Annotated in this window: 17 protein-coding genes; 8 read left to right on the top strand and 9 right to left on the bottom strand. The window is 70.9% G+C overall.

What is annotated here, in order from left to right; genetic code table 11:
* The first annotated feature begins 1,156 nt into the window (after positions 1-1,156).
* The gene (locus EAH86_RS13990) at positions 1,157-2,137 is read left to right on the top strand and encodes a glycosyltransferase family 2 protein (protein WP_140741741.1); all 981 of its coding nucleotides are present in this window, start codon (positions 1,157-1,159) and stop codon (positions 2,135-2,137) included.
* Here the strand turns inward: EAH86_RS13990 and EAH86_RS13985 are convergent.
* Together EAH86_RS13985 and EAH86_RS13980 are read right to left on the bottom strand one after the other, a co-directional pair.
* On the bottom strand, positions 2,091-2,786 hold the full coding sequence (locus EAH86_RS13985) for a class I SAM-dependent methyltransferase (protein ID WP_140741739.1): 696 nt from the start codon (positions 2,784-2,786) through the stop codon (positions 2,091-2,093). The genes EAH86_RS13990 and EAH86_RS13985 overlap by 47 nt on opposite strands.
* A 65-nt stretch (positions 2,787-2,851) precedes the next feature.
* A complete protein-coding gene (locus tag EAH86_RS13980) occupies positions 2,852-4,132 on the bottom strand; it encodes a glutamate-5-semialdehyde dehydrogenase (RefSeq protein WP_140741737.1) in 1,281 nt (426 codons plus the stop codon).
* Between the two features lie 168 nt (positions 4,133-4,300).
* Between EAH86_RS13980 and pdxY the strand changes: the two genes are divergently transcribed.
* From pdxY to EAH86_RS13965, 3 genes are all read left to right on the top strand, one after another.
* A complete protein-coding gene (pdxY, locus tag EAH86_RS13975) occupies positions 4,301-5,152 on the top strand; it encodes a pyridoxal kinase PdxY (protein WP_140741735.1) in 852 nt (283 codons plus the stop codon).
* Positions 5,153-5,196: 44 nt separating this feature from the next.
* Entirely contained in the window at positions 5,197-5,607 is a 411-nt protein-coding gene (locus EAH86_RS13970; protein ID WP_140741733.1) for a nuclear transport factor 2 family protein, read from the top strand.
* Between the two features lie 186 nt (positions 5,608-5,793).
* Positions 5,794-9,519 (top strand): ExeM/NucH family extracellular endonuclease, encoded by a 3,726-nt coding sequence (locus EAH86_RS13965; RefSeq protein WP_277752339.1) that lies wholly within the window; start codon positions 5,794-5,796, stop codon positions 9,517-9,519.
* Between the two features lie 112 nt (positions 9,520-9,631).
* On the opposite strand, the gene proB is transcribed toward EAH86_RS13965, so the two are convergent.
* The 6 genes from proB to EAH86_RS13935 form a co-directional block, all read right to left on the bottom strand.
* Positions 9,632-10,756 (bottom strand): glutamate 5-kinase, encoded by a 1,125-nt coding sequence (gene proB, locus EAH86_RS13960; RefSeq protein ID WP_140741731.1) that lies wholly within the window; start codon positions 10,754-10,756, stop codon positions 9,632-9,634.
* On the bottom strand, positions 10,753-12,285 hold the full coding sequence (obgE, locus tag EAH86_RS13955; protein ID WP_140741728.1) for a GTPase ObgE: 1,533 nt from the start codon (positions 12,283-12,285) through the stop codon (positions 10,753-10,755). Before obgE ends, proB begins: the two co-directional genes overlap by 4 nt.
* A gap of 166 nt (positions 12,286-12,451) precedes the next feature.
* Positions 12,452-12,721: a 50S ribosomal protein L27 gene (gene rpmA / locus EAH86_RS13950; RefSeq protein WP_140741726.1), complete on the bottom strand. Its 270-nt coding sequence runs from the start codon at positions 12,719-12,721 to the stop codon at positions 12,452-12,454.
* Positions 12,722-12,758: 37 nt separating this feature from the next.
* A complete protein-coding gene (gene rplU, locus EAH86_RS13945; protein ID WP_140741724.1) occupies positions 12,759-13,067 on the bottom strand; it encodes a 50S ribosomal protein L21 in 309 nt (102 codons plus the stop codon).
* 185 nt (positions 13,068-13,252) lie between these two features.
* Entirely contained in the window at positions 13,253-16,414 is a 3,162-nt protein-coding gene (locus EAH86_RS13940; protein ID WP_241668368.1) for an Rne/Rng family ribonuclease, read from the bottom strand.
* A gap of 167 nt (positions 16,415-16,581) precedes the next feature.
* Positions 16,582-17,334 carry a TIGR03936 family radical SAM-associated protein gene (locus tag EAH86_RS13935; RefSeq protein ID WP_140741720.1) on the bottom strand — a complete coding sequence of 251 codons (753 nt, stop codon included), beginning with the start codon at positions 17,332-17,334 and terminating at the stop codon, positions 16,582-16,584.
* An 80-nt stretch (positions 17,335-17,414) separates the two neighbouring features.
* On the opposite strand from EAH86_RS13935, the gene EAH86_RS13930 reads away from it, so the two are divergent.
* From EAH86_RS13930 to EAH86_RS13915, 4 genes are all read left to right on the top strand, one after another.
* On the top strand, positions 17,415-18,389 hold the full coding sequence (locus EAH86_RS13930; RefSeq protein WP_161988656.1) for a phosphotransferase: 975 nt from the start codon (positions 17,415-17,417) through the stop codon (positions 18,387-18,389).
* The gene (locus tag EAH86_RS13925) at positions 18,389-19,306 is read left to right on the top strand and encodes a TIGR03086 family metal-binding protein (RefSeq protein ID WP_140741716.1); all 918 of its coding nucleotides are present in this window, start codon (positions 18,389-18,391) and stop codon (positions 19,304-19,306) included. The genes EAH86_RS13930 and EAH86_RS13925 overlap by 1 nt, the downstream gene beginning before the upstream one ends.
* A gap of 87 nt (positions 19,307-19,393) precedes the next feature.
* Positions 19,394-20,761, top strand: coding sequence for a transaminase (locus EAH86_RS13920; RefSeq protein WP_140741714.1), 1,368 nt, complete (start codon positions 19,394-19,396; stop codon positions 20,759-20,761).
* A gap of 164 nt (positions 20,762-20,925) precedes the next feature.
* The gene (locus EAH86_RS13915; protein ID WP_194150782.1) at positions 20,926-21,642 is read left to right on the top strand and encodes a hypothetical protein; all 717 of its coding nucleotides are present in this window, start codon (positions 20,926-20,928) and stop codon (positions 21,640-21,642) included.
* A 172-nt stretch (positions 21,643-21,814) separates the two neighbouring features.
* On the opposite strand, the gene EAH86_RS20265 is transcribed toward EAH86_RS13915, so the two are convergent.
* A complete protein-coding gene (locus EAH86_RS20265; protein ID WP_161988655.1) occupies positions 21,815-23,770 on the bottom strand; it encodes a S53 family peptidase in 1,956 nt (651 codons plus the stop codon).
* Positions 23,771-23,921: the final 151 nt, after the last annotated feature.

Below are 23,921 nucleotides of genomic sequence, written 5' to 3'. Positions count from 1 at the left end.
GCGCCTCGGCGCTGCCACCGCAAGCCCGCACTGTCCACGGATGTTGTGCACAGGGCTGTGCACAACATCGGCTTTGCGCACAGCCGGATGTGGACAAGGCTGTGGGAAACCGGTGGACGAAAAAAGGTTTGCGAAACCTATTGCGACGCAACGGATGCGGCCGTTAGAAATCTCCTACGCGCTCCGGTCGGAGGGTCGAAACGGGGAGACTCGGGACGGCCGTGAGACAGGAGCACAGGTCAACCGGATAACGGACGACCGCCTCGACCGGGTTCGCTCGGACGAGGTCCTCGCAGCCTTCGGGCACAGAGGTCCGCGGGCGACGCCGCGGAGGAACGCCGGGCCCGTTGACCAGATCGCATCGCCGTCGAGGCACCGGTTCGCCGGAGCTGACAGGGCGCCATCGTCGCAGTGGCCACACCACCCGGTTCGCCGGAGCGCGTGGGCGGTCGACAGGAGCAGAGTCGTGGCCGGTTCGCCGGCCGAGGAGCTGCACCACCCGTGGGAGTCGCAGTCGCTTCGGTGACAACGAACCCGCCGTGGGGAACCAGGACGCTTCGGCGGCGTGGGGACCCGCACCCCGTGGTTGAGAACAGATCCGCCTCGGCGGAGAAACCGACACCACACGTGGTTGACAACAGAGCCGCCTCGGCGGTGAAACCGACACCACACGTGGGAAGTGCCGTCACCTCGGTGACAGCAGGACCCGCACCCGTGGCTGACACCGCACCCGCTTCGGCGGGGGAAACCGACACCACACGTGAGCTGCAGGACCACCTCGGTGGGAGGGCAGCGCACACCCGTGGGAGTCGCGACCACCTCGGTGGAAGGGACACCCGCACCGCGGGAAGGGCCGCCACCTCGGTGACGGCAGGACCCGCACCCGTGGGGAAACCAGGCCGCTTCGGTGGCCGGGAACCCCGCACCGCGGACAAGGAGCCACCTCGGTGGGTCCGGACTCCGCACCGGATGATCCACCCAGCAGCTGGTTCTGCCAGCCGCCGGGAGGATCTCCACCCGAGGGCCCCTCGAACTCATACTTCGAGGGGCCCTCACCCTTGTGGTCCAACGGGTGGTCCACACGGTGGTCCAGCGGTGGTCGCAGCTGCGCCGGGCATGGCTCCTGACGGCATACCCGCGCCGTAGTCTTGGTCCCATGGCCCCCGAGCTCAGCATCGTCATCCCCGTGTACAACGAGGAGGACGTGCTGCCCCTGCTGGCCGCCAGGCTGCGCCCCGTCGCTGACGGCCTCGGGACGACCTACGAGGTCCTCACGGTCGATGACGGCAGCGACGACCTCTCCCCCGCGGTCCTGCAGCGGATGGGGCGCGACTGGCCCCAGCTGCGGATCGTCCGGCTGCGGGCCAACGCCGGGCACCAGGCCGCCATCTCCGCGGGCCTCGCGAGCGCCCGTGGCGACTACGTCGTCACCCTGGACGCCGACCTGCAGGACCCGCCAGAGGTGATCCCCGAGATGCTCGCCCAGGCGCGCGTCCAGCGGGCCGACGTCGTCTACGGCGTGCGGTCGGACCGTTCGAGCGACTCGGCGTTCAAACGGCTCAGCGCCAAGGCGTTCTACCGGCTCATCCGCATCCTGTCGGGCACCCACGCCCAGGTCGACGCGGGTGACTACCGGTTGATGTCGCGGGCCACGGTCGATGCGATCAACTCACTGCCCGAGCACCACCGCGTGCTGCGGTTCGTCGTCCCGACCCTCGGGTTCCCGTCGGCCTCGGTGACCTACCGGCGCGACGAGCGCGCGGCGGGCAAGTCGAAGTACCCGCTGTCCAAGATGATCCGGCTGTCCCTCGACAGCGTCACCGGCTTCTCCACCGCTCCACTGCGCGCCGCCACCTGGCTGGGGCTGCTCGGCGGGCTCGGGGCGTTCGCCCTGCTCGCCTACGCACTGATCGCCAGCGCCCTCGGCCAGACCCTCCCTGGTTGGACGTCGACCGTGGTCGCCGTCGCCGGCGTGGGTGCCGTGCAGCTGCTGTGCGTCGGCATCCTCGGCGAGTACGTCGGTCGGATGTACTCACACCTGCAGGCCAGGCCCACCTACTTCGTCGCCTACGACTCGCTGACCGGGCCCGTCACGCCCGCGGACGAGCCTGCACGATCAACGTCACGCCAGGCATAGCCTTCACCGGCAGGTAGCGCTCGACCGTCACGATCGTCCGCAGGCCCAGGTTCACCACCGGGTGCACGGTCTCGAGGTCGGACCCGCTCGCCTTGCGTCGCCGCAGCGCCACCACGGGGCGGAGCAGCACGTTCCACGACGTCATCGACTCGACCTCGAACCCGTTGCGCTCCAACACTTCCCGCAGCGTCTCGCGGGTGTAGCGACGGACGTGGTCGACGGCCACGTCGTGGTCGGACCAGAGCCTGGGGTCGGCCGGCACCATGATGAGGAACCGTCCGCCGGGCCGCAACGCCCGCCGCACCTCCGCGACGGCGGTGTCGTGGTCGAGGATGTGCTCGAGGACGTCGAAGGCCATCACGAGGTCGAAGCTGTCGTCGTCGACCGGCAGCGCGGTCGCGTCACCGCGCACCACGACCAGACCACGCTCGGCGGCCACCTCGGCGCCGTCCGTGCCGTACTCGAGCGCACTGACCGACCAACCGGCGCGGCGCAGCACACGCGTGTTGCCACCGCCCGCGGCGCCGATGTCCAGTGCCGTGCCGGGCCGAAGCCCCTTGATCATCCGTCCCAGCAGGTGGCGGCGCTCGCGGTACCACCAGTGGGCGTCCTCGAGTGCGGCCAGCTTGCGGACCTCAGTGCCTTCCACAGGGGTTCATCCTGCCAGTTCCCGGCGCGGCCCCGCGACACGCCTCGGTATGCCGGACGGCCGGCTCAGGCGCGGACCTGTCCGTCGCCCTCCACGATCCACTTGGTCGTGGTCAGCTCGGGCAGCGCCATCGGGCCCCGGGCGTGCAGCTTCTGGGTGGAGATCCCGATCTCCGCGCCGAATCCGAACTCGCCCCCGTCGGTGAACCGGGTCGACGCGTTGACCATGACGGCCGCGGCATCGACCTCGCTGGTGAACCGTCGGGCCGCCGCGCGGTCCTCGGTCACGATCGCCTCGGTGTGCCCCGAGCCGTAGCTGCGGATGTGCTCCATCGCGGCGTCGAGGTCGGGCACCACGCGAACGCTCATCTCGAGCGCGAGGTACTCGGTGCCGTAGTCCGCCTCGGTAGCGGCCTGGTGGGGCACCCCGGCGGTGTCGGCTGCGGCGCCCGATGCGTCGTCGGTGTGCAGGACGACTCCGGCGCCAGAGAGCTCGGCGAGCACCTTCGGGAGGAAGTCCGCGGCGACGGCCTCGTGGACGAGCAGCGACTCGGCGGCGTTGCACACGCTGGGTCGGTGGGTCTTGGCGTTGACGGTGATGGCGAGCGCCTTGTCGAGGTCGGCAGCCTTGTCGACATAGACGTGGACGATGCCCACCCCGGTCTCGATCACCGGCACCGTGGACTCGGTCACGACGGTCTGGATCAGCCCGGCACCACCGCGCGGGATGATCAGGTCGACCAGCCCACGGGCCGTGAGCAGGGCCCGCACCGAGTCCCTTCCGCCTTCGAGCAGGGTGATCGCGTCGGCGGGCAGCCCCTGGGCCTCGAGCCCGGAACGCATGACGTCGACGAGGGCGCGGTTGGTGGACTCGGCGGCCGAGCCACCGCGCAGGATCACGGCGTTCCCGGACTTCAGCCCGAGCCCAGCAGCGTCGACGGTCACGTTGGGTCGCGCCTCGTAGACCATGCCCACCACGCCCATCGGTACCCGCACCTGGCGGATCTGCAGGCCGTTGGCAAGGGTCGAGCCACGCACCACCTCCCCCACCGGGTCGGGCAGGGCGGCGACGTCGCGCAGCGCCTGGGCCACGTCGGCGACCCGCTGCGAGTCGAGAGCCAGCCGGTCGAGCAGGCCCTGCGGCATACCGGAGGCGCTGCCCCGCTCGAGGTCCTCGCCGTTGGCGCGCACGATGTCGTCCGTCGCCGCGTCGAGCGCGTCCGCGAGCGCACGCAGTGCGGCGTCCTTGTCGGCGCGCGACAGCAGCGCCAGCCTCCGGGAGGCCACGCGCGCGGCCCGGGCCACGGTGGCCACCTGCGCGACGGCGGCCTGGTCGATCTCAGCCATGCACCAAGGGTATGCCGCGTCGTCCGCCGTGCGGCCACGGCGCCCATCTCCCGGACGACATGGCAGGTCGTGGGCCCCTCCACGGGTCGCTATGCCGTGCCCCGCCCTGAGGGGCACGGCATAGCGGCGCCACCACCGCACCGAAGGGGCACTGGTTGAATGACTCGCGTGAGCATCCTGTCGATCCAGTCCTCGGTCGCCTACGGCCACGTCGGCAACAGCGCCGCCGTCTTTCCCCTGCAGCGGCTCGGAGTCGAGGTGTGGGCAGTGCACACGGTCCACTTCTCCAACCACACCGGCTACGGCGAGTGGCGCGGGCCGTTGCTTCCCGCCGACGACGTGCGTGCGGTCCTGCGGGGTGTCGAGGAGCGCGGTGCCTTCGCGGGGGTCGACGCCGTGCTGTCCGGTTACCAGGGAGGCGAGGACATCGGCGACGTCATCCTCGATGCCGTCGCTCGGGTCAAGGCGGCCAACCCCGACGCGATCTACGCCTGCGACCCCGTGATGGGCAACGCGAAGAGCGGCTGCTTCGTCCACCCGGCTATCCCCATCCTGCTGCGCGAACGCGTGGTCCCCGCGGCCGACCTGATCACCCCGAACCAGTTCGAGCTCGGCTACCTCACCGGCACCGAACCGCACACCATCGAGGAGACGCTGGCGTCCGTGGAACTGGCGCGTGATCTGGGCCCCTCCACGGTGCTGGTCACGAGCGTCGAGCGCCCGGACGCGCCGGCCGACACCATCGAGATGATGGCGGTCACCGATGCCGGGGCCTGGATCGTCCAGACCCCGCGACTGGCGATGAAGGCCAACGGCTCCGGCGACGTCACCGCTGCCCTGTTCACCGCGCACCTGCTGTCGACGGGCGACCCGGCGGTGGCCCTGGCGCGGACATCGAGCAGCGTCTTCGACCTGCTGCAGAACACCCTCGACTCCGGAGAGCGCGAGCTGCAGCTCGTCCAGAGCCAGGAGTCCCTGGCCCAGCCGAGGATGCAGTTCGAGGTCAGCCAGCTACGCTGACCCGACCACAGGCAGGTGGCCGGTCTCCATGGTTCACTCGACCCATGGGAGGCATGACAGGACCGGACCGACCCGCGGCTGAGGCTCCGGTCAGCGACCACGACCGCGAGCTCATCCTCGGTGCGGCCACCGACTACATCGAGTCGTGGCTCGATGGCGATGCGGAGCGGATGGCTCGGTGCCTGCATCCAGACCTCGTCAAGCGCTCGGTGGACCTCACCGACGACGGCCCGGTGGTGGACACCATCTCCCGCGACGACATGGTGGACGCCACTCGTGCCGGGCGTGGGCGGCGCTACGAACGGCCGTACGACGTGGACCTCTTCGACGCGTACGGCGACATCGCGACGGTTCGGGTTTGGTCATCGGTGTACATGGACTACCTGCATGTCGGCAGGTTCGGCGACACGTGGCGGCTCGTCAACGTCCTCTGGCAGCGCCGGCCGGGCCGCTGACCACCCGGGGGACGGCCGACGAGGGCGTGGCCGGAGCCACATTCGGGCACCAACTGGGCGCCTGAGGCAAGGATTCGTCGCGGCCATCCGGTGTTCCCGAAAAATTACTCGATTTGGGGCAGACTTTCGCGGCCCGAGGGTGCACCCTTGGACGATTCCGCAGACCTTCAGTGCTCAGGAGACCCCATGATCGACCCGCGATCCGTCCGGCGCGCCCTCGGCGCAGGCACAGCATGTGCCCTCATCACCACCGGACTGGTCGCCGTGGCGACCCCGGCCAGCGCCACGGGAAGCGTGGCGTTGACCGGGCTCGACACGGCATACACCCAGAACTTCGACACGCTCCTCTCGAGCGGCACGGGAACCGAAGCCAGCGACACCCCGGCCGGCTGGACGTTCGTCGAGTCGGGCACGGCAGCCAACACGTCGTACGCCACCGGGACCGGGTCCAGCACGGGCGGTGACACCTACAGCTTCGGTGCTGCCGGCTCCACCGACCGCGCGTTCGGCAGCCTGAACAGCGGCAGCAACTCCCCGACCGTCGGCGCCCTCTTCACCAACGGTACGGGCGGCACGATCACCTCCCTCGACGTCGCATTCGCCAGCGAGCAGTGGCGGTTCGGAGGCGCGACGACCCCGCGCACCGACCGACTCGCGTTCGCCATGAGCACGGACGCGACCAGCCTGACGACCGGCACCTGGACCCCCCTCAGCACCCTCGACGCGTTCTCTCGCGTCACGAGCGGCACCGCCGGAGCGCTCGACGGGAACGCCGCCGCCAACAAGGCCGCAGTGGCCGGCAGCATCGGTGACCTGTCAGTGCCCGCCGGCGGAACCGTCGCCCTGCGCTGGAGCACGACGGACGTCACCGGCTCCGACGACGGGCTGGCCATCGACGACGTGTCGATCACCCCTCACGGGGTCCCCGGCGGCACCCCCACCAACCCCTCCGGATCCGGTGCTGCGGACCCGGCCTCGGTCATCCAGGGTGGGACGACGACCCTGACCGTCGACACGACACCGGGCACGAACCCGGACAGCACCGGCCTCGCGGTGAGCGCCGACCTGACGGGCATCGGTGGCTCCGCCACGACCACCCTGCTCGATGACGGGGTCGCTCCCGACGCCACGGCCGGAGACGGCATCTTCTCGGTCTCCGCCACCGTCGACGCCGCGACCTCCACCGGCGCCAAGAACCTGCCGTTCACCGTCACCGACGCCGAGGCCCGGACCGGCTCCGGCGCGATCGCCCTGACGGTCACGCCGATCGCCCCCTGCGCGACGCCGGACCAGACCATCGGTTCGGTCCAGACCGCCGGACCCGCCGGCATCACCGGCCAGGTGACCGTCCAGGGAGTCGTCGTCGGCGACTACGAGGGCGCCTCACCGAACCTGCGCGGCTTCTACCTGCAGGATGCCGGCGACGGCGACGCAGCGACCTCCGACGCGATCTTCGTCTTCGAGGGCGACAACGCGAACCGGGTCTCGGTCGGCGATGTCGTCCAGGTGACCGGCGGAGCCACTGAGAACCAGGACCAGACCCAGATCAGCTCGACGACCGGCGTCGCCCGTTGTGGCACGACCGGGACCGTCACCCCCACGGAGGTCTCCCTGCCCGTCGCCGCGCCAGACACGCTCGAGCGGTACGAGGGCATGCTCGTCACCTTCCCGCAGCAGCTCTCGGTGACCGAGCACTTCCAGCTCGGCCGCTTCGGCCAGGTCACCCTCGCGGCCGGTGGCCGGCTCCAGCAGCCGACCAACGTCGTCGCGCCCGGTGCCCCGGCCCTCGCCCTCCAGGCGGAGAACAACCTGCGCAAGATCATCCTCGACGACGCCAACCAGGCACAGAACACCGACCCGATCGTCTTCGGGCGGGGTGGACAGCCCCTCTCGGCCAGCAACACGCTGCGCGGCGGTGACACGGTCACCGGCCTGAGCGGCGTCCTGACCTACACCTGGGGCGGCAACGCCGCGAGCCCGAACGCCTACCGCGTCCGCCCGCTCGGCTCGCTGGGCGGGAGTGCCCCGGACTTCCAGCCGACCAACGCACGACCGAGCGCACCCCCGGCCGTCGGCGGTTCGCTGAGGGCCGTCGGCATGAACCTGCTCAACTACTTCAACACCTTCGGCACCACGGCCTGCAAGGGCGGCACCACCGGCCCGGTCATGGAGTGCCGCGGAGCAGACAGCCAGGCCGAGTTCGACCGGCAGTGGCCCAAGACCGTCTCGGCCATCGAGGCACTCGCCCCTGACGTCGTCGGCGTGAACGAGATCGAGAACGACGGCTACGGGCCGACGAGCGCGCTCGCGCACCTCGTCGACCACCTGAACGAGCGGCTCGGAGCAGGCTCCTACGCCTACGTCGACGTCGACGCCCGGACCGGCCAGGTCGACGCCCTCGGCGGCGACGCGATCAAGATCGGGGTGCTCTACAAGCCGGCCAAGGTCACCCCGGTGGGCACGACCGCGGTCCTCAACACCGACGCCTTCGTCAACGGTGGGGACGCCTTGCCGCGCAACCGGGCGACGGTCGCCCAGGCCTTCCAGGAGAACGCCAGCGGCGAGCGGTTCATCCTCAACGTGAACCACCTCAAGAGCAAGGGCAGCGCGTGCACGGCACCCGACGCGGGTGATGGGCAGGGCAACTGCAACCAGGTCCGCCTGAACGCGGTGCACGAGCTCACCCAGTGGCTGGCCTCCAACCCGACGCAGACGGGCGACAGCGACGTGCTGCTCGTCGGCGACTACAACTCCTACGCGATGGAGGACCCGATCAAGGCCCTCGAGGATGCTGGCTTCGTCCACCTCGTCAAGTCGCGGCTCGGCGCGGACGCCTACTCGTACGCGTTCGACGGGCAGTGGGGCTACCTCGACCACGCCCTCGCCTCCGCGTCGCTCGACGCGCAGGTGACCGGGGTCGCGGACTACCACATCAACTCCGACGAGCCGTCCGTGCTGGACTACAACACGGACTTCAAGACCCCGGCCCAGGTCGCGTCGCTGTACGCGCCGGACCAGTACCGGGTGTCGGACCACGACCCGGTGCTCATCGGCCTCGCGCTGACGACCCCCAACCGGGCGCCCAGCGCCAAGGACGTCTCCGTCACGACCCCCGAGGACACGGCCGCAGCGGTCACCCTCGACGGGACCGACCCCGATGGTGACGCACTGACCTACGCGGTCACTTCATCGCCGGCGCACGGGACGCTGAGTGGCACCGCCCCGAACCTGACCTACACCCCTGCAGGGGACTACTCGGGTCCGGACAGCTTCACCTACACGGTCAGCGACGGGACGCTCACCTCCGCGCCGGCGACGGTCAGCATCACCGTCACCCCCGTCAACGACGCCCCGACGGTGGCCATCGTCGCCGCCTCGTGCCTCACTGACACCGCGGGCCAGCTCTCGGTGACGACCTCTGACGTCGAGGGAGCCAACCCGACCGTGACTGCGTCCTCGTCCAACACTGCGTTGGTTCGCCACTCCGACGTCGTGGTCTCCGGCTCCGGGGCGACCCGGACCGTCTCGGTCACGAGTATCTCGGGGCGCAGTGGAACGGCCGTCGTCACGCTGACCGCGAGCGACGGGTCGGCCAGCTCGACGACGACGTTCACGGTGCGGGTCGGCACGAACCAGGCCGACACCCTGACCGGTGGCGCCGGTGTCGACGTCATCATCGGCAACAACGGTGTTGACACCCTGCGCGGCGGCGACGGCATCGACGCACTCTGCGGCGGCAACGGCAACGACGCCCTGTTCGGGGACGCCGGCAACGACGCCCTGTCGGGCGGCGGGGGCGACGACCAGCTCACGGGCGGGACCGGCGCCGACCGCTTCGACGGTGGCAAGGGTCGCGACACCGCGACCGATGCCAACATCGGGACGGGCGACACCACGGTCAACATCCCGTGACGGCGATGCCGTGACGTAGCGGCGGCCCTTCTGCCTGTGGCGGAGGGGCCGCCGTTCTCGTTGTCGGGCTCGGCTCGCCGCGCTCGGCGGGGCCCCACCTCGCGTCGGCGAGTCAGAGGATGACGAGGTCGTCCCGGTGGATGACCTCTCGCTCGTACGCGGGTCCCAGCTCCTTGGCCAGCTCGCGCGTCGAGCGACCGAGCATGCCGGGCAGCTCGGCCGAGGTGTAGTTGACCAGGCCGCGGCCGATCACCCGTCCCTCCGGGGTGCACAGGTCCACGGGGTCGCCGTCGGAGAAGGTGCCCTCGACCCCGGTGATCCCCGCGGGAAGGAGTGAGGTGCGCCGCTCGGTGACGGCACGGACCGCGCCGGGGTCGAGCAGCAGCCGACCCATCGGGGTGGTGGCGTGGGCCAGCCACAGCTTGCGGGACGTACGGCGAGAACCGGTGGGCACGAACACGGTGCCGACGTCCTCGCCGGCGAGCGCCTGCTCGACCTGCGTCGCGCTGGTGAGCACCGTGGTGATCCCGGCCGCGTTCGCGATCGAGGCCGCCTCGACCTTGGTGACCATGCCGCCGCTGCCGACGCTCGAACCGGTGCCACCGATCGAGATCGCGTCCAGGCCCTCACCGCCGACGACGGTGGGCACTCGCCTGGTGCCTGGTCGGCTGGGCGGTCCGTCGTAGAGCGCGTCGACGTCGGTGAGCAGCACCAGTCCGTCGGCGTTCACGAGGTGCGCGACGAGCGAGGCGAGGCGGTCGTTGTCGCCGAACCGGATCTCGTGCGTCGCCACCGTGTCGTTCTCGTTGACGATCGGCACGATCCCGAGCTCGAGCAGCCGGTCCAGGGTGCGGCGGGCGTTGGTGTAGTGCGAGCGCCGGGTCATGTCGTCGGCCGTCAGCAGCACCTGGCCGACGGTGAGCCCGTGGGCGCCAAAGGCCCGCTGGTATGCCGCGACGAGGGCTCCCTGCCCCACGCTGGCTGCCGCCTGCTGGGTCGCGAGGTCGCCCGGCCGCTTGGTCAGCCCGAGCGGTGCGATCCCGGCAGCGATGGCACCCGAGGACACCAGCACGACCTGCTGGCCGGTGAGGCGTCGCGTGGCCAGCACGTCGACGAGGGCGACCAGGCGCTGCTCGTCGAGCGCGCCTCCCCCACCGTCGGTCAGGCTCGACGACCCGACCTTGACCACGAGGCGCCGGGCACGAGCCACGTCGCCCCGGCGGTCGGCCGCGCTCATTCCTCGGTGTCCTCGTTCTTCGCCGTGGCCCAGTGGCCGGCCCGACGCTCGGCGGCCAGCTCGGCGCGCGCAGCGCTCTTGGCCGCGCGGCGGTCGGCGTAGTCGGCTCGCTTGTCGTCGCGGGTGGGCCGGGCCTCGGGCTCGAGGCGCAGGTCGGTGCCACGGGCACCGAGCATCTCGGCTCCGGCGATGAGGGTGGGCTCCCAGTCGAAGATGACGGCGTCGTCCTTCGGGCCGATGAGCACGGTGGCTCCGGCGACCGCACCGGCGGCGAACAGCGCCTGCTCGACGCCGGCCCGCCCGAGCCGGTCGGCGAGGTAGCCCACGGCCTCGTCGTTGGCGAAGTCGGTCTGGCGGACCCAGCGGGTGGGACGCTCGCCGTCGATGCGGAAGACCTCACCGTCGGGGGTGTTCTCGCGGATGATCTTGAAGCCGGTGTCGTCGACCGACTTGGGCCGGATCACGATGCGCTGCGGGGTCGCTGCAGCGGCCGCCTCGATCTCGGCGCGAGCGGCCTTGACCTGGCGAGCCATGGCGAAGGTCAGCTCGCGCAGCCCCGTGTGGGCCACTGCCGAGACGACGAACACCTCGATGCCACGCGCCTCGAGGTCGGGCTTGACCATGTCGGCCAGCTCTTGCGCATCGGGGACGTCGGACTTGTTGAGCACCACCATCCGGGTGCGCTCGGCCAGCGGACGCCCACCGAGGGTCTCGTCCGGCACGTACTGCGCGAGCTCGCGCTCGATGACGTCCAGGTCGGTCATCGGGTCGCGACCGGGCTCCAGGGTCGCGCAGTCGATCACGTGCACGAGGACCGAGCATCGCTCGACGTGGCGCAGGAACTCCAGGCCGAGGCCCTTGCCCTCGCTCGCGCCGGGGATGAGCCCGGGCACGTCGGCGATGGTGAACCGGCCGTCTCCGGCCTGCACCACCCCGAGGTTGGGCACCAGCGTGGTGAACGGGTAGTCGGCGATCTTGGGACGTGCGGCGGACAGCACCGACACGAGGGAGGACTTGCCCGCCGACGGGAAGCCGATCAGCGCCACGTCGGCCAGCGACTTGAGCTCGAGCACGATGTCGAGGGCGTCGCCGGGCTCGCCGAGCAGGGCGAAACCGGGCGCCTTGCGCCGGGCCGAGGAGAGCGCCTTGTTGCCCAGACCCCCGCGGCCGCCCTTGGCGACGACGAACTCACCGTCGAGCCCGACCAGGTCCATCAGCACCTCGCCGCTGCCGTCCTTGACGACGGTGCCCTCGGGCACGGCCAGGACGAGGTCGCCACCGTCGGCGCCGTTGCGCTCGTCACCGGCGCCGGGCTTGCCGTTGGTGGCCTTGCGGTGGGGGTGGTGGTGATAGTCCAGCAGCGTGGTGACGTTCGGGTCGACGCGCAGGATGACGTTGCCGCCGCGCCCGCCGTTGCCGCCATCGGGACCGCCGAGCGGCTTGAACTTCTCGCGCTTAACGGAAGCCACGCCGTGTCCGCCGTCGCCGGCAGCGACGTGCAGCACGACGCGGTCGACGAACGTGGTCATGGGGCTCTCAATTCTCTTGGCTGTGGCCGCCGTGGGAGGTGGCCGGCTGTGCGGTGGTGGCCGCCCTCGATTCTAGGCGGGGACGTGCGGAGGGGGCGGACCCGTTGCGGGCCCGCCCCCTCCGGTGCGGTGCGTCACGTGGCTGACCACGCGGCATACCGAAAGATCAGCTGGCGTCCGAGGTCTCCAGCGGAACGATGTTGACGACCTTGCGCCGACGCTTCGTGCCGAACTCGACGTTGCCCGCGACCAGCGCGAACAGCGTGTCGTCGCCGCCACGGCCGACGCCCTCGCCGGGGTGGAAGTGCGTGCCGCGCTGACGGACGAGGATCTCGCCCGCGTTCACGAGCTGGCCGCCGAAGCGCTTGACGCCGAGGAACTGTGCGTTCGAGTCGCGACCGTTGCGGGTCGAGGACGCACCCTTCTTGTGTGCCATGTCAGTACCTGCCTATGTCTTGTTCTTGGTCCGAAACTCAGGCGTCGATCGAGGTGATCTTGACCTGGGTCAGGTGCTGACGGTGGCCCTGACGCTTGCGGTAGCCGGTCTTGTTCTTGTACTTCATGATCGTGATCTTGGGGCCCTTGGCGGCCTTGACGACCTCAGCCTTGACGCTGACCTTGGCGAGCTTGGCAGCGTCGCTGGTCACGGTCGAGCCGTCGACAACTAGCAAGGGGGTCAGGTCGATGCTGTCGCCAGCCTTGCCGCTGACCTTGTCGATGATGAGGACGTCGCCCACGGAAACCTTCTCCTGGCGACCACCAGCGCGAACAATCGCGTACACGTGGAACTCTCTTCTACTTCGGAAACGGCACGCGCTCTCTGTCTGGACCAGCCGACAGCTACCCGCTCGCGCGGACGCCGGATGGTGGGCGCACCAAGGCTGAAGATTACCGGCAAGGTGCCTTGCCGACCAAACCGGCGGTCGTGCGGCACACCGGCAGGTCACCCACCGGTATGCCGCACGGCTCAGGACTGGTCGGACGTCGCCGCTGCGGAGGGCCCGCCGTCGGCCTCGCCGGGGACCGCGCGGGGCGGTCCGGCCGGGGCCACGACGCGGCCACGCTTGCGCCGCTTGGGTGCTGCGGCGACGGGCTCGGGAGCCTGCTGACGGATCGGCTCGGGCGCCCGCTGGGACTCGGGTGCGGGCTCCGGTGCCGGCTCGGGCGCCGAGGCGGGCTGCTCCTGGTCGAGGCCCTGGGGGGCTGCGACGTCGGCGCTGTCCGGGGCGACGACCTGCGCGACCTCGGGGTACTCGTGCTCGGCGTGATCGTGCTCGGCGTGATCGTGCTCGGCGTGATCGTGCTCGGCGTGGTCGTGGTGGTCACCGACCGACTTGAGCGCGGCGGCGTGCGCGGCTGCGGCGATCTGGGCCGGGGTGGGACCGGAGTGGGTGTGCTGCGGCGCGGGCTCGGCCTCGGGGACCGAGGAGCCGGACCGCCCGCGACGACCGCGACCGGCGCGGGCGCCCTGGCTACCGGAGCCACCCTGGCTGCCGCTGTCGCGGTTGTCCCGACCGTCGCGGCTGTCCCCGCCGGAGGGCCTGTCGACCGGGTCGGCGTGCACGATGATCCCGCGGCCACCGCAGTGCTCGCAGTTCTCGGAGAAGACCTCGATCAGGCCGGAGCCGACCCGCTTGCGGGTCATCTGGACCAGGCCGAGCGAGGTCACCTCGGCGACCTGGTGCTTGGTCCGGTCACGGCCCAGGCACTCCAGGAGGCGGCGCACCACGAGGTCGCGGTTGCTCTCCAGCACCATGTCGATGAAGTCGATGACGATGATGCCGCCGATGTCGCGCAGCCGGAGCTGGCGGACGATCTCCTCGGCGGCCTCGATGTTGTTCTTGGTGACGGTCTCCTCGAGGTTGCCCCCGGAGCCGACGAACTTGCCGGTGTTGACGTCGACGACCGTCATGGCCTCGGTGCGGTCGATGACCAGCGAGCCACCCGACGGCAGCCAGACCTTGCGGTCCATGGCCTTGGCGATCTGCTCGTCCACGCGGTAGTGGGTGAACAGGTCCTCCTCGGAGGTCCACTTCTTGAGCCGCTCGGCGAGGTCGGGGGCGACGTCGCCGAGGTAGTCGCTGACCTCGCCGTAGGCGGTGTCACCGGCCACCACGAGGGAGGTGAAGTCCTCGTTGAAGACGTCGCGGATGACCCGGACGGTGAGGTCCGGCTCGCCGTGGACGAGCGACGGTGAGCCGCCCTTGGCCTTGCCCTTGGAGTCGGCCTTGCCCTTGATCTTGTCCCAGGTCTTGGTGAGCCGGTCGACGTCGGCACGCAGCTCCTCCTCGCTGGCTCCTTCGGCGGCGGTGCGCACGATGACGCCCGCGCTGTCCGGGACGACCTCCTTGAGGATGCCCTTCAGGCGGCTCCGCTCGGTGTCGGGGAGCTTGCGGGAGATGCCCGTCATCGAGCCCTCCGGCACGTAGACGAGATAACGGCCGGGCAGCGAGATCTGGCTGGTGAGCCGGGCGCCCTTGTGGCCGATGGGGTCCTTGGTGACCTGCACGAGGACGGTGTCACCGGACTTGAGTGCGTTCTCGATGCGCTTGGGCTGGTTGTTCTCCAGGCCCGCGGCATCCCAGTTGACCTCACCGGCATACAGCACGGCGTTGCGGCCCTTGCCGATGTCGACGAACGCGGCCTCCATCGACGGGAGGACGTTCTGCACCCGGCCGAGGTAGACGTTGCCCGCCATGGAGGCGTTGGTCTCGCGGGAGACGTAGTGCTCGACCAGGACGTTGTCCTCGAGCACGCCGATCTGGGTGCGGCCCTCGCGCTCGCGAACCACCATCACCCGCTCGACGCTCTCGCGACGGGCCAGGAACTCGGCCTCGGTGATGATCGTGCGGCGACGGCCGGCCTCGCGACCCTCGCGGCGACGCTGCTTCTTGGCCTCGAGCCGGGTCGAGCCCTTGACGCTCTGCGGCTCGTCGCGACGCGACTCACGCACCCGCGTCACGGTGCCGGGCGGGTCGTCCCCTTCAGCCGAGGAGCCGCTGCGGCGGCGACGCCGACGACGGCGGCTCGACGACGCGTCGCCGTCCCCGCCCTGGTCGTCGTTCGCGTCGGAGTCCGGGCCGTCGGACGACGTGTCGTCGTCCTCGTCGGAACCAGTGCCTGCCTCGGAGTCGAACTGCGAGTCGGACTGGCCACGGCCACGGCCCCGGCCCTTGCCGCCCCGGCGACGGCGGCGGCGACCGCCGTCGGTGCCGCCGTCGGAGTCGTCGTCACCGGCCTGCGAGTCCTCGGCGCGGTCGGCCTGCGAGGTGTCCTCGGAGCCGGTGGAGTCCTGGGCGGCGTCGGCGCTGCCGCCGTCCTGCTTGGCGCTGACCTGCTTGGCACCGCGGCCACGGCGACGCCGCGGGGCGGGCGTCTCGTCCGCCTGGTCCTGCTCGGTGCTCTCGTCGGCCTGCTCCTGCTCGGCCACGGATGCAGCCTCGGCGACCACGGGCGGGCCCGCGGCCTTCGTGGCCGCGCGGCGGCGGGTGGGACGGGCGGCGGTGGGGTCGGGCGCCTGGAACAGCACTCCGAGTGCGGGCGCTGCGGCGGCAGCTGCCTCAGCGGCAGCCTCGTCCTCGGGCGTCACGTCCTCGGCGTCGCCGTCCTCGGCGGCGTCGTCCTCAGGCACCTCGAGGGGCTCGGCGACGACCGGCTCGGCCGTGGCGCGACTCGCCCTGCGGGACCGGGTCCTCGGGGCAGCAGCCGCAGGCGGAGCGTCACTGCTGGCGTCCGTGCTGAGGTCGGCGTCGGCGTCGGCGCTTGCCTCCGGGCTGGCTTCGTCGTCGACCGACGGGGCCGCCTTGGCGGCCTTCTTCGGAGCCGCCTTCTTGGCGGTGGCCTTCTTCGCGGTCTTCTTGGCGGCGGCCTTCCTGGCCGGCTTCTTCGCCGCTGCGGGCGCGTCGGCCGACTCGGCGTCGGCCGAAGCCGCGTCGGCCGGAGCCGAGGCTGCGTCCGGCGCGATCTCGCTGGAGGCCGAGTCCGACGACTCGACCGGTGCCGGCGCGGACGCCTTCTTGGTCGCGCGTCGAGCACGTTTGCGGGCGGGCGCCGGGGCGCTCTCGCCGCTCTCGGCGGCCGACTCCTGCGAGGCGTTGTCTGCGGTGAACAGGTCTTCGTTGGAGGCCACGTGGCGTCCTTCCGTCACCCACGGGCGAAGGCCACACCGAGAATCCGGAGATTCTCCCATCGGCCACGTGGTGCGCGGTGTTGCGTCGTATCGGTGGCGGGTGCCGTCGACACGGAAGTCGGTTGGGCTACGCCTGTCGAGGCTCGCGCAGGTCGCGCGGCACCTAGTCAGGCGCCGTCGTCGTTCTTGTCGGCAGCCAGTGGATCAGCCACCCCAGCGGTTGCGGGTCGCAGCGGGCCTTGCGCCAGTCGGGTCACCAGGGGTGGTGTCGGTGGCGTGAGCTCCGTGGCTGCTCGCAGCGCGGTCAGGACGTCGTCGGGGCGTACGGCCGGTGTGGTGTGCCGTACAACCACCCGAAGTATCGCACAGTCGGGGCGATCGGACGGCTCGGTGGTCATCGACACGACGGCCGTTCTCACGTCGAACGTCTTCGGGCCGGTCTTGAAGGTGCGGGTCACCTCCACCCGTTCGAGCGCGAGGAGCTGGTCCGTGGCCTGCTGGAGCTGCTCTCTGGTGACCCCCGGGAAGTCCATCACCCAGTCGCTGCCCTGCAGCCGGTCGGCGAGCGCACCGGGCGCCGCCTCGACCACCTCGAGCACGTCGAGCCCCTCCGGCAGGGCCTCGTCCAGGGCCCGCCTGACGGAGTCCAGATCGACCCGCTCGGTCACCGAGATCTCGAAGTACTCCGCCTCGCTTGCCGTCCCCGTCGGTGCCGCGTTGGCATAGCTGATCTTCGGGTGCGGGTGGAATCCGGCGGAGAAGGCCATCGGCACACCCGCCCGTCGCAGGGCCCGCTCGAGGGCACGCTGGAAGTCCCGGGTCGAGGAGAACCGCAGCCGACCCCGCTTCGCGTACCGGATCCGCAGCTTCTGCACCGCCAGCGCGGGTGGGGGTCCTTCGGGAACGCGCTGCCTGGCCATGGGGGCAAGCCTAGGCACCAACCGGCGAGTGGCTCCATCGGGCCATGGTGGGGCCCGGCTGGCCGTGCCACGGTGGAGTCGTGGCAGCGGGCGACGTCCTGCGCGACGTCGTGGAACGCACGGTGGTCTCGGACCACGTGGGCAAGTCCGGCGCCGGACTCGAGCGGGTCCGGCTCCGGGACGGGCGTGCGCTCGTGGTCAAACGCGTGGATCCCCAGCACGACGTGACCCTGGCCCTGACCGGGGGCGGACCGTCCAAGGAGTACGTCCTGTGGCGCGACGGCGTTCTCGACCGGCTGCCTCCTGGTGTGGGCCACGCGGTGGTGGACGGCTGGGTCGAGGGTGCCGACACGGTCCTGGTGCTGCGCGACCTCGGCGACCGCGTCCTGACGTGGGACGACCGGCTCACGGCCGACCAGGCCGCACGCGTCATGACGGCCGTCGCCTCGCTCCACCGCACCTTCCTCGGCCAGGCACCGTCCGGTCTGGCTCCGCTCGACCTCGTCCTGACGCTCTTCACGCCCCGGCGGATCCGCGAGGCGGCGGTCGAGGAGGTCGAGCTCCTGCGGCTGGCCTTACGTGGGTGGGAGCTGTTCGCGGACGCGGTCCCGGCCGACATCGCCGATCCCCTGCTCGCTCTGCTCGACGACCCCACGCCGCTTGTCATCGCCATGGAGAGAGCACCGACCACGCTCGTCCACGGTGACCTGGCCACCGTCAACATGGCGCTCGACGACGACCTCGTCCTGATCGACTGGGCGATGGCGACGGCCGGCCCCGGCGCCGTCGACATCGCCAGGTTCGTCGCCGGGTGCTCCTCGGTCGTCGACGCGACCCGGGAGGACCTCATCGGCTGGTACCGCGCAGCGGCAGGTCCTGCGTGCGACGACCGGACCATGCACCTCGGCCTGCTGTCGGCCATGGTCTGGCTGGGGTGGAACAAGGCGCTCGACGCGGTCGAGCACCCGGACCCGGCGACCCGGGCCCGGGAGAAGGCGGACCTCGACTGGTGGGTCCGGGCAACCCGAACGGCACTGGAGAGCGGAGCGATCTGATGGACCTCAACGCGCTGTACCACCGCACCGTCGAGCACTGGGCCGACGTCGTCGTCGCCGTCGGTGAGGACCAGTGGGACTCCCCCACGCCCTGCAGCGAGTGGAGCGTCCGGGACCTGGTGAACCACGTGACGGGCGAGGACCTGTGGACTGCTGCCCTCATGGACGGCGGCACCATCGAGGAGGTCGGCACCCGCCTGGACGGCGACCTGCTCGGTGACGCGCCGGTCGCCAGCTCCATCGACGCGGCGAAGGCAGCCACCACGTCCGTCGCCACCCGCCTGCCCCAGGGCGGCACGGTGCCGCTCTCCTTCGGCGACACCGACGTGGCCGAGTACGTGTGGCAGCTGGCTGCCGACCACCTCGTCCACTCCTGGGACCTGTCGGCGGCGACGGGGACCGAGCGCCGGCTCGACCCGGCCCTGGTGAGCGGTGTCGCAGGCTGGTGGGCCGACCGCGAGGAGATGTACCGCAGCGCCGGAGCGGTGGCACCGCGGGCCATCTCCCACAGTGGGGCCCAGGGCGACCTGCTGGCCACCTTCGGGCGCGACTCGGAGTGGGGTCCCAACCATGCCTGCGCCGCCCGCTTCTTGCGCGCCTTCGGTGCTGGCGACGTGGACGCCTGCCTGCGCGAGATGACACCGGACTGCGTCTTCGAGGCCACCGGCCCGGCACCGGACGGTGTCCGTCACGAGGGAGCCGATGCCGTCCGCGCCGTGTGGGCGCAGATGTTCGCCGAGACCACGGACCCCGCCTTCACGACCGAGGAGCAGTTCGTCGCCGGCGACCGCGCGCTGTTCCGCTGGTCCTACGGCTGGACCGGGGAGGACGGCACGCCGGGTCACGTCCGCGGCGTGGACGTCGTCCGGTTCCGGGATGGCCTCATCTGCGAGAAGCTTTCCTACGTCAAGGGCTGAGCAATCTCGCTCGCCACGCCTGACCCTCCCGGCAACGGAATCCGCACTCGCCTGCGACCGGCCGAGTCGCGGTCCTAGCGTGGGCCCATGGCCAACCTCGACCGCGCCCGCCTCTCGGAGCTCCTCCAGCGTGAGCAGGCGGCATACACCGAGCAACACCCCGGGAGCCGCGCCCTCTTCGAGGAGGCGACCAACCTCTTCGGCCGGGTGCCGATGACCTGGATGAACATGTGGTCCGGCGGCTTCCCCCTCTACCTCGACCGCGCCACCGGCAACAGGGTCACCGATGTCGACGGCCACACGTACGTCGACTTCGCCCTCGGCGACACCGGGGCCATGGCCGGCCACTCCCCTGCCCCGATGGTGGCTGCGGTGCAGCGTCGTGCGGGCGAGCTGGGCGGCATCACGACGATGCTCCCGACTGCGGACGCCCAGTGGGTGGGTGCCGAGCTGGAGCGTCGGTTCGGTATGCCGTTGTGGAGCTTCACGCTGTCCGCCACCGACGCGAACCGCTGGGCGATCCGGCTGGCCCGGCTCGCCACCGGGAAGCCGAAGGTGCTGGTGTTCGCCTACTGCTACCACGGCTCGGTCGATGAGGCGTTCGCCCTTCCGGGTCCCGAGGGCAAGGCCCAAAGCCGTCCCGGGAACGTCGCTCCTCCGGTCGACCTCGACCTCACCACGCGGGTAGCGACGTGGAACGACCTCGCGTCGGTCGAGGCGGCCCTCGCGCACGGTGACGTGGCCGCGATCCTCACTGAACCCGCACTGACCAACATCGGCATCGTGCTGCCGGATGACGGCTTCCTGGCCGGGCTGCGCGAGCTCGCGACCACCCACGGCGCCCTCCTCATGATCGACGAGACACACACCCTCTCGGCCGGCTGGGGTGGTGCCACCCGTGAGTGGGGCCTGGAGCCGGACATCTTCGTCATCGGCAAGTCGATAGGCGGCGGAATCCCTTGCGGCGCCTACGGAATCAGCCGGGACTTCGCCGCAGCGGTGACGCGCCACACCGACGCCGGCGACGCCGACATCGTCGACGTGGGTGGCGTCGGGGGCACGCTCGCGGGCAACGCGCTGTCGACCGCGGCGATGCGGGCCACCCTCGGCGAGGTGCTGACCGAGGAGGCGTTCGCCCACATGACCGAGCTGGCGACGGCCTTTACCGCCGGCGTCCAGGCGACGCTCGACGAGCTCGACGTCCCGTGGTCGATCAGCCAGCTCGGGGCGCGCGCCGAGTACCGCTTCACGCGGCCGGCACCCCGGACGGGTGAGGAGTCCGCCGCCGCTGCGGACGATGACCTGGATGCCTACCTCCACCTCGCGATGTGCAACCGGGGCATCCTGATGACGCCGTTCCACAACATGGCCCTGATGTGCCCCGAGACGAGCCGGGCCGACGTCGACCTGCACACGCAGACCTTCCGCGAGGTCGTCGGCGCGCTGTTCGCCTGACCCCGGAAGGGTTTGGCGACACCGGAACGACTGCCCGGGGGCCCGCCACCCGACCGCTGGGCGCACCGCCCGGTATGTCTGGTGACGGCGCCCGACCCCCGGCGTAACTTCGAGAGTCGGACCACTTCAGTGTGAAGCGGCCCTCAACAGAGCGGAGGGTTGAGGTGTTCATCCAGATCATCCAGGGAAGGTGTCGCGACGCCGACGAGATGCACCGGCTCAGCGACGAGTGGCGCGAGACGATCGGAACGCAGGCCGAGGGCTGGCTCGGCGGGACCTACGGCATCACGGACGACAACGAGTTCGTGGCGGTCGTGCGGTTCGAGAGCCGCGAGGCCGCGGCCAGGAACTCGACCAGGCCCGAGCAGGGCGAGTGGTGGAGCCGGATGGAGCAGTGCTTCGACGGGGAGGCCAGCTTCCACGACTGCGACAACTCGCTGATGTTCCTCGACGGCGGATCCGACGACGCCGGGTTCGTGCAGGTCATCCAGGGTCGGCTCGAGGACCCCGACCGGTTCCGGCACTTCATGGAGCAACCGATGGACATGCTCCACGAGGCACGACCGGAGATCATCGGCGGCACCATCGCCATCGACGAGGACGGCTGGTTCACCGAGACGATCTCCTTCCGCAGCGAGGCCGAGGCGAGGAAGGGTGAGCAGATGGAGATGCCCGACCCGCAGCGCACCGAGTTCGAGCAGGAGATGGCCCAGGTACGGGACATGCGCTACCTCGACCTGCACTCCCCTTGGTTCGCGAGCCGGATGTCCGGCGCCGGATCCGGTTCGGGCGGGTCAGGTTCGGGCAGCGGCATGATGCCGGGTCGCGGCACCTCCATGGGCGAGCGCCCGATGGGACACGGACCGCTGAGTCGGGGCTGACCCTCAGCTCGGCGAGGTCGCCGGTCCCCACCTCGGCGCAGATGTGTGCCGCCCGCCCACCCATGGCGTGAAGCCTGGGCGAGCGGGCGGCATACCCCGGCCCTCTCCGCACGAGGAGCCAGGGGGAAAGCGCCGGCGGGCGAGTGAAGGGGACCCACCCACCGGCGCGCGGTCAGGAGGAGGCGACCGCGTTCAACCACGCCTGTCCGTTGGGGACGCCGACGCCGGTGACGTCGTCGTACCCGGGGCGGACGTGGATGGTCAGGGCGGCATCGCTGTCGAAGGTCCGCTCGCTGTAGACGTAGCCCGCAGAGGCGTCCACGCCGTTCACGTAGTCGGACCGGACGTCACCGGGGTAGGTGGCGATGTCGGTCTTGGTGATGTCGATGCTGTTGGCGCGACCTGCCGCGTAGAGCACCGGGTTGGCGAGACCGAACGCGTGGCCCGCCTTCTGCTGGGCCAGGGCGAACATGCCCGCGTAGAGGGGCGAGGCGAGCGAGGTGCCGCCGATGCGGTACTCGGAGTACTGCTGCGACCCGTCCGGGAACGTCTGGGTCTCTCCGACGAGCATGCCGGTGTTCGGGTCACCGAGGGCTGCGACGTCGGGCACCGAGCGCATCGCGCCGCCGCCGTAGGTCTGCGAGATGCCCGAGGGAACCACGCCGGCCTGGTAGGACGGCTGGGCGAACAGCCGCGAGGTGCCACCGCCGCTGCCATAGAGGAAGGCGGGGGTGTTCCACGAGGTCGTGGCCTTGTTCAGCGTGCCCTTGGCCGTCTCCCAGCCGAGCTCGAAGACCCGGCTGTTCGACTGGGACACACCAGCGCTGGTGCCACCGACCGCCGTGACGTAGGGGCTCGAGGCCGGCCAGTCCGGCGTCGGAGCAGTGCCGGCGACGCCGCCCGTCTCGTCGGCGTTGTCACCGGAAGAGAAGAAGAGCGAGATGCCCTCGGCGGCGGCCTGGATCTGGGTGTCCAGCGACGGCTTGATGGTGCCGGCCGGAAGGGCCTCACCGCCGTAGCCGTAGGAGTTGGTGACGATGTCCGCGAGGTGCTTGTCCACGACCCTGTTCATGATCGCGTCCATGTCGCGGTAGTTGTTCGGGGCGCCGATGTAGGTGATGTCGGCTCCCGGAGCCATCGTGTGGACGGCCTCCACGTCGAGGGTCTCCTCACCGGCCCAGCCCTGCGGGTCCTGCTTCGGGTTCTCCGGGCGGTTGTAGGTGCCCGGAGCCACGACCTGGGTGAAGTGCCCGTTGAGCGAGGGCAGCCCGTGCGCGGTCGAGTAGGTGTTGGCGTCCTGGAGGATCGTCGGCGAGGCGTAGGCGTCGATGATGCCGACGGTCACGCCGTGGCCGTCGTTGCCGGAGCCGATCGCCCCGGTCATGCCGTAGAGACCCTGGAGCTGCGCGCCCGAGTACCCCTTGGGCGCGAAGGCGCTCGGCGAGGCCGGCAGCGGCGTGCCATCGGGAGTGGGAGTGTTCTGCACGGTCTTCTGGCCCCAGTAGTCGCTCATCGGCTGGGCGTTGCGGAACAACGCCGGGCCGGGCGTGACCTTGTCCTGGTGGGCCAGGGTCTGCGACTCGTCGAGCCCGACGACGCCCTCGACCGCGGTGAGGCTGGCCGGGACCTTGAGTGCGGAGGCGTTGCCGCGCACCGTCTTGCCCTCTGTCCGGTACTCGGCGAAGGAGGTGTCGAACGCCTTGGCCGCCTGCGCCAGGGTGCCGGTCGCCTCGACGTACTTGCGGTTGTCAGGGGTGGTGCCGACCGAGAAGCCCTGGCTCTTGAGCCACGCGGAGACGCTGTTGACGTCGGCCTGCTCGGGCGAGAACTGGGCGCGGAACTGCGCCGGGGTCAGGAACTTCTTGTAGTTGGCGCTGCCGGGAGTCGAGACGGAGCTGGCGTATGCCGCGGCCGCGTCACCACCGCGGTAGTTGAGGTAGACGCGGAACGTCACCTGCTGGGTGGAGTCGGTGCTGGCGGCGCGGTTCTTGGCCACCGCCCAGGACGGGACGCTGCCCGCGAGTGCGTGCGGCCCGGATGGGGCGGCGAACGCGGAGCCGGCAGAAGCAGCAGTGACCAGGGCGGCTGCGCCAAGTGCGGCGCAGGCGGTTCTCGACAGGCGGGACATGTGACCTCCGGGACGGGGTTGCCCGAGGCAACCGGGTCTCGGCCGCCCACAGGTGAAGCGGTCTCATTCGACACCGCGTCCGCGTCCCTGCCCGATGACAAATGTCACCGGTTTCATGTGAGTTCCCTGAGAGTCGGCGCTCCGAGTCTTT

The sequence above is a fragment of the Pedococcus bigeumensis genome (assembly GCF_006438965.1).
Lineage (GTDB): Bacteria > Actinomycetota > Actinomycetes > Actinomycetales > Dermatophilaceae > Pedococcus > Pedococcus bigeumensis_A.
The sequence above is the reverse complement of the archived record's forward strand: the minus strand, read 5'-3'. Positions and strand labels throughout refer to the sequence as shown.

Coding starts and splice junctions, on each gene's coding strand:
- EAH86_RS13990 (WP_140741741.1), top strand. CDS start 1,157: ATGGCCCCCGAGCTCAGCATCGTCATCCCCGTGTACAACGAGGAGGAC.
- EAH86_RS13980 (WP_140741737.1), bottom strand. CDS start 4,132: ATGGCTGAGATCGACCAGGCCGCCGTCGCGCAGGTGGCCACCGTGGCC.
- EAH86_RS13970 (WP_140741733.1), top strand. CDS start 5,197: ATGGGAGGCATGACAGGACCGGACCGACCCGCGGCTGAGGCTCCGGTC.
- EAH86_RS13965 (WP_277752339.1), top strand. CDS start 5,794: ATGATCGACCCGCGATCCGTCCGGCGCGCCCTCGGCGCAGGCACAGCA.
- proB (WP_140741731.1), bottom strand. CDS start 10,756: ATGAGCGCGGCCGACCGCCGGGGCGACGTGGCTCGTGCCCGGCGCCTC.
- obgE (WP_140741728.1), bottom strand. CDS start 12,285: ATGACCACGTTCGTCGACCGCGTCGTGCTGCACGTCGCTGCCGGCGAC.
- rpmA (WP_140741726.1), bottom strand. CDS start 12,721: ATGGCACACAAGAAGGGTGCGTCCTCGACCCGCAACGGTCGCGACTCG.
- EAH86_RS13935 (WP_140741720.1), bottom strand. CDS start 17,334: ATGGCCAGGCAGCGCGTTCCCGAAGGACCCCCACCCGCGCTGGCGGTG.
- EAH86_RS13925 (WP_140741716.1), top strand. CDS start 18,389: ATGGACCTCAACGCGCTGTACCACCGCACCGTCGAGCACTGGGCCGAC.
- EAH86_RS13920 (WP_140741714.1), top strand. CDS start 19,394: ATGGCCAACCTCGACCGCGCCCGCCTCTCGGAGCTCCTCCAGCGTGAG.
- EAH86_RS20265 (WP_161988655.1), bottom strand. CDS start 23,770: ATGTCCCGCCTGTCGAGAACCGCCTGCGCCGCACTTGGCGCAGCCGCC.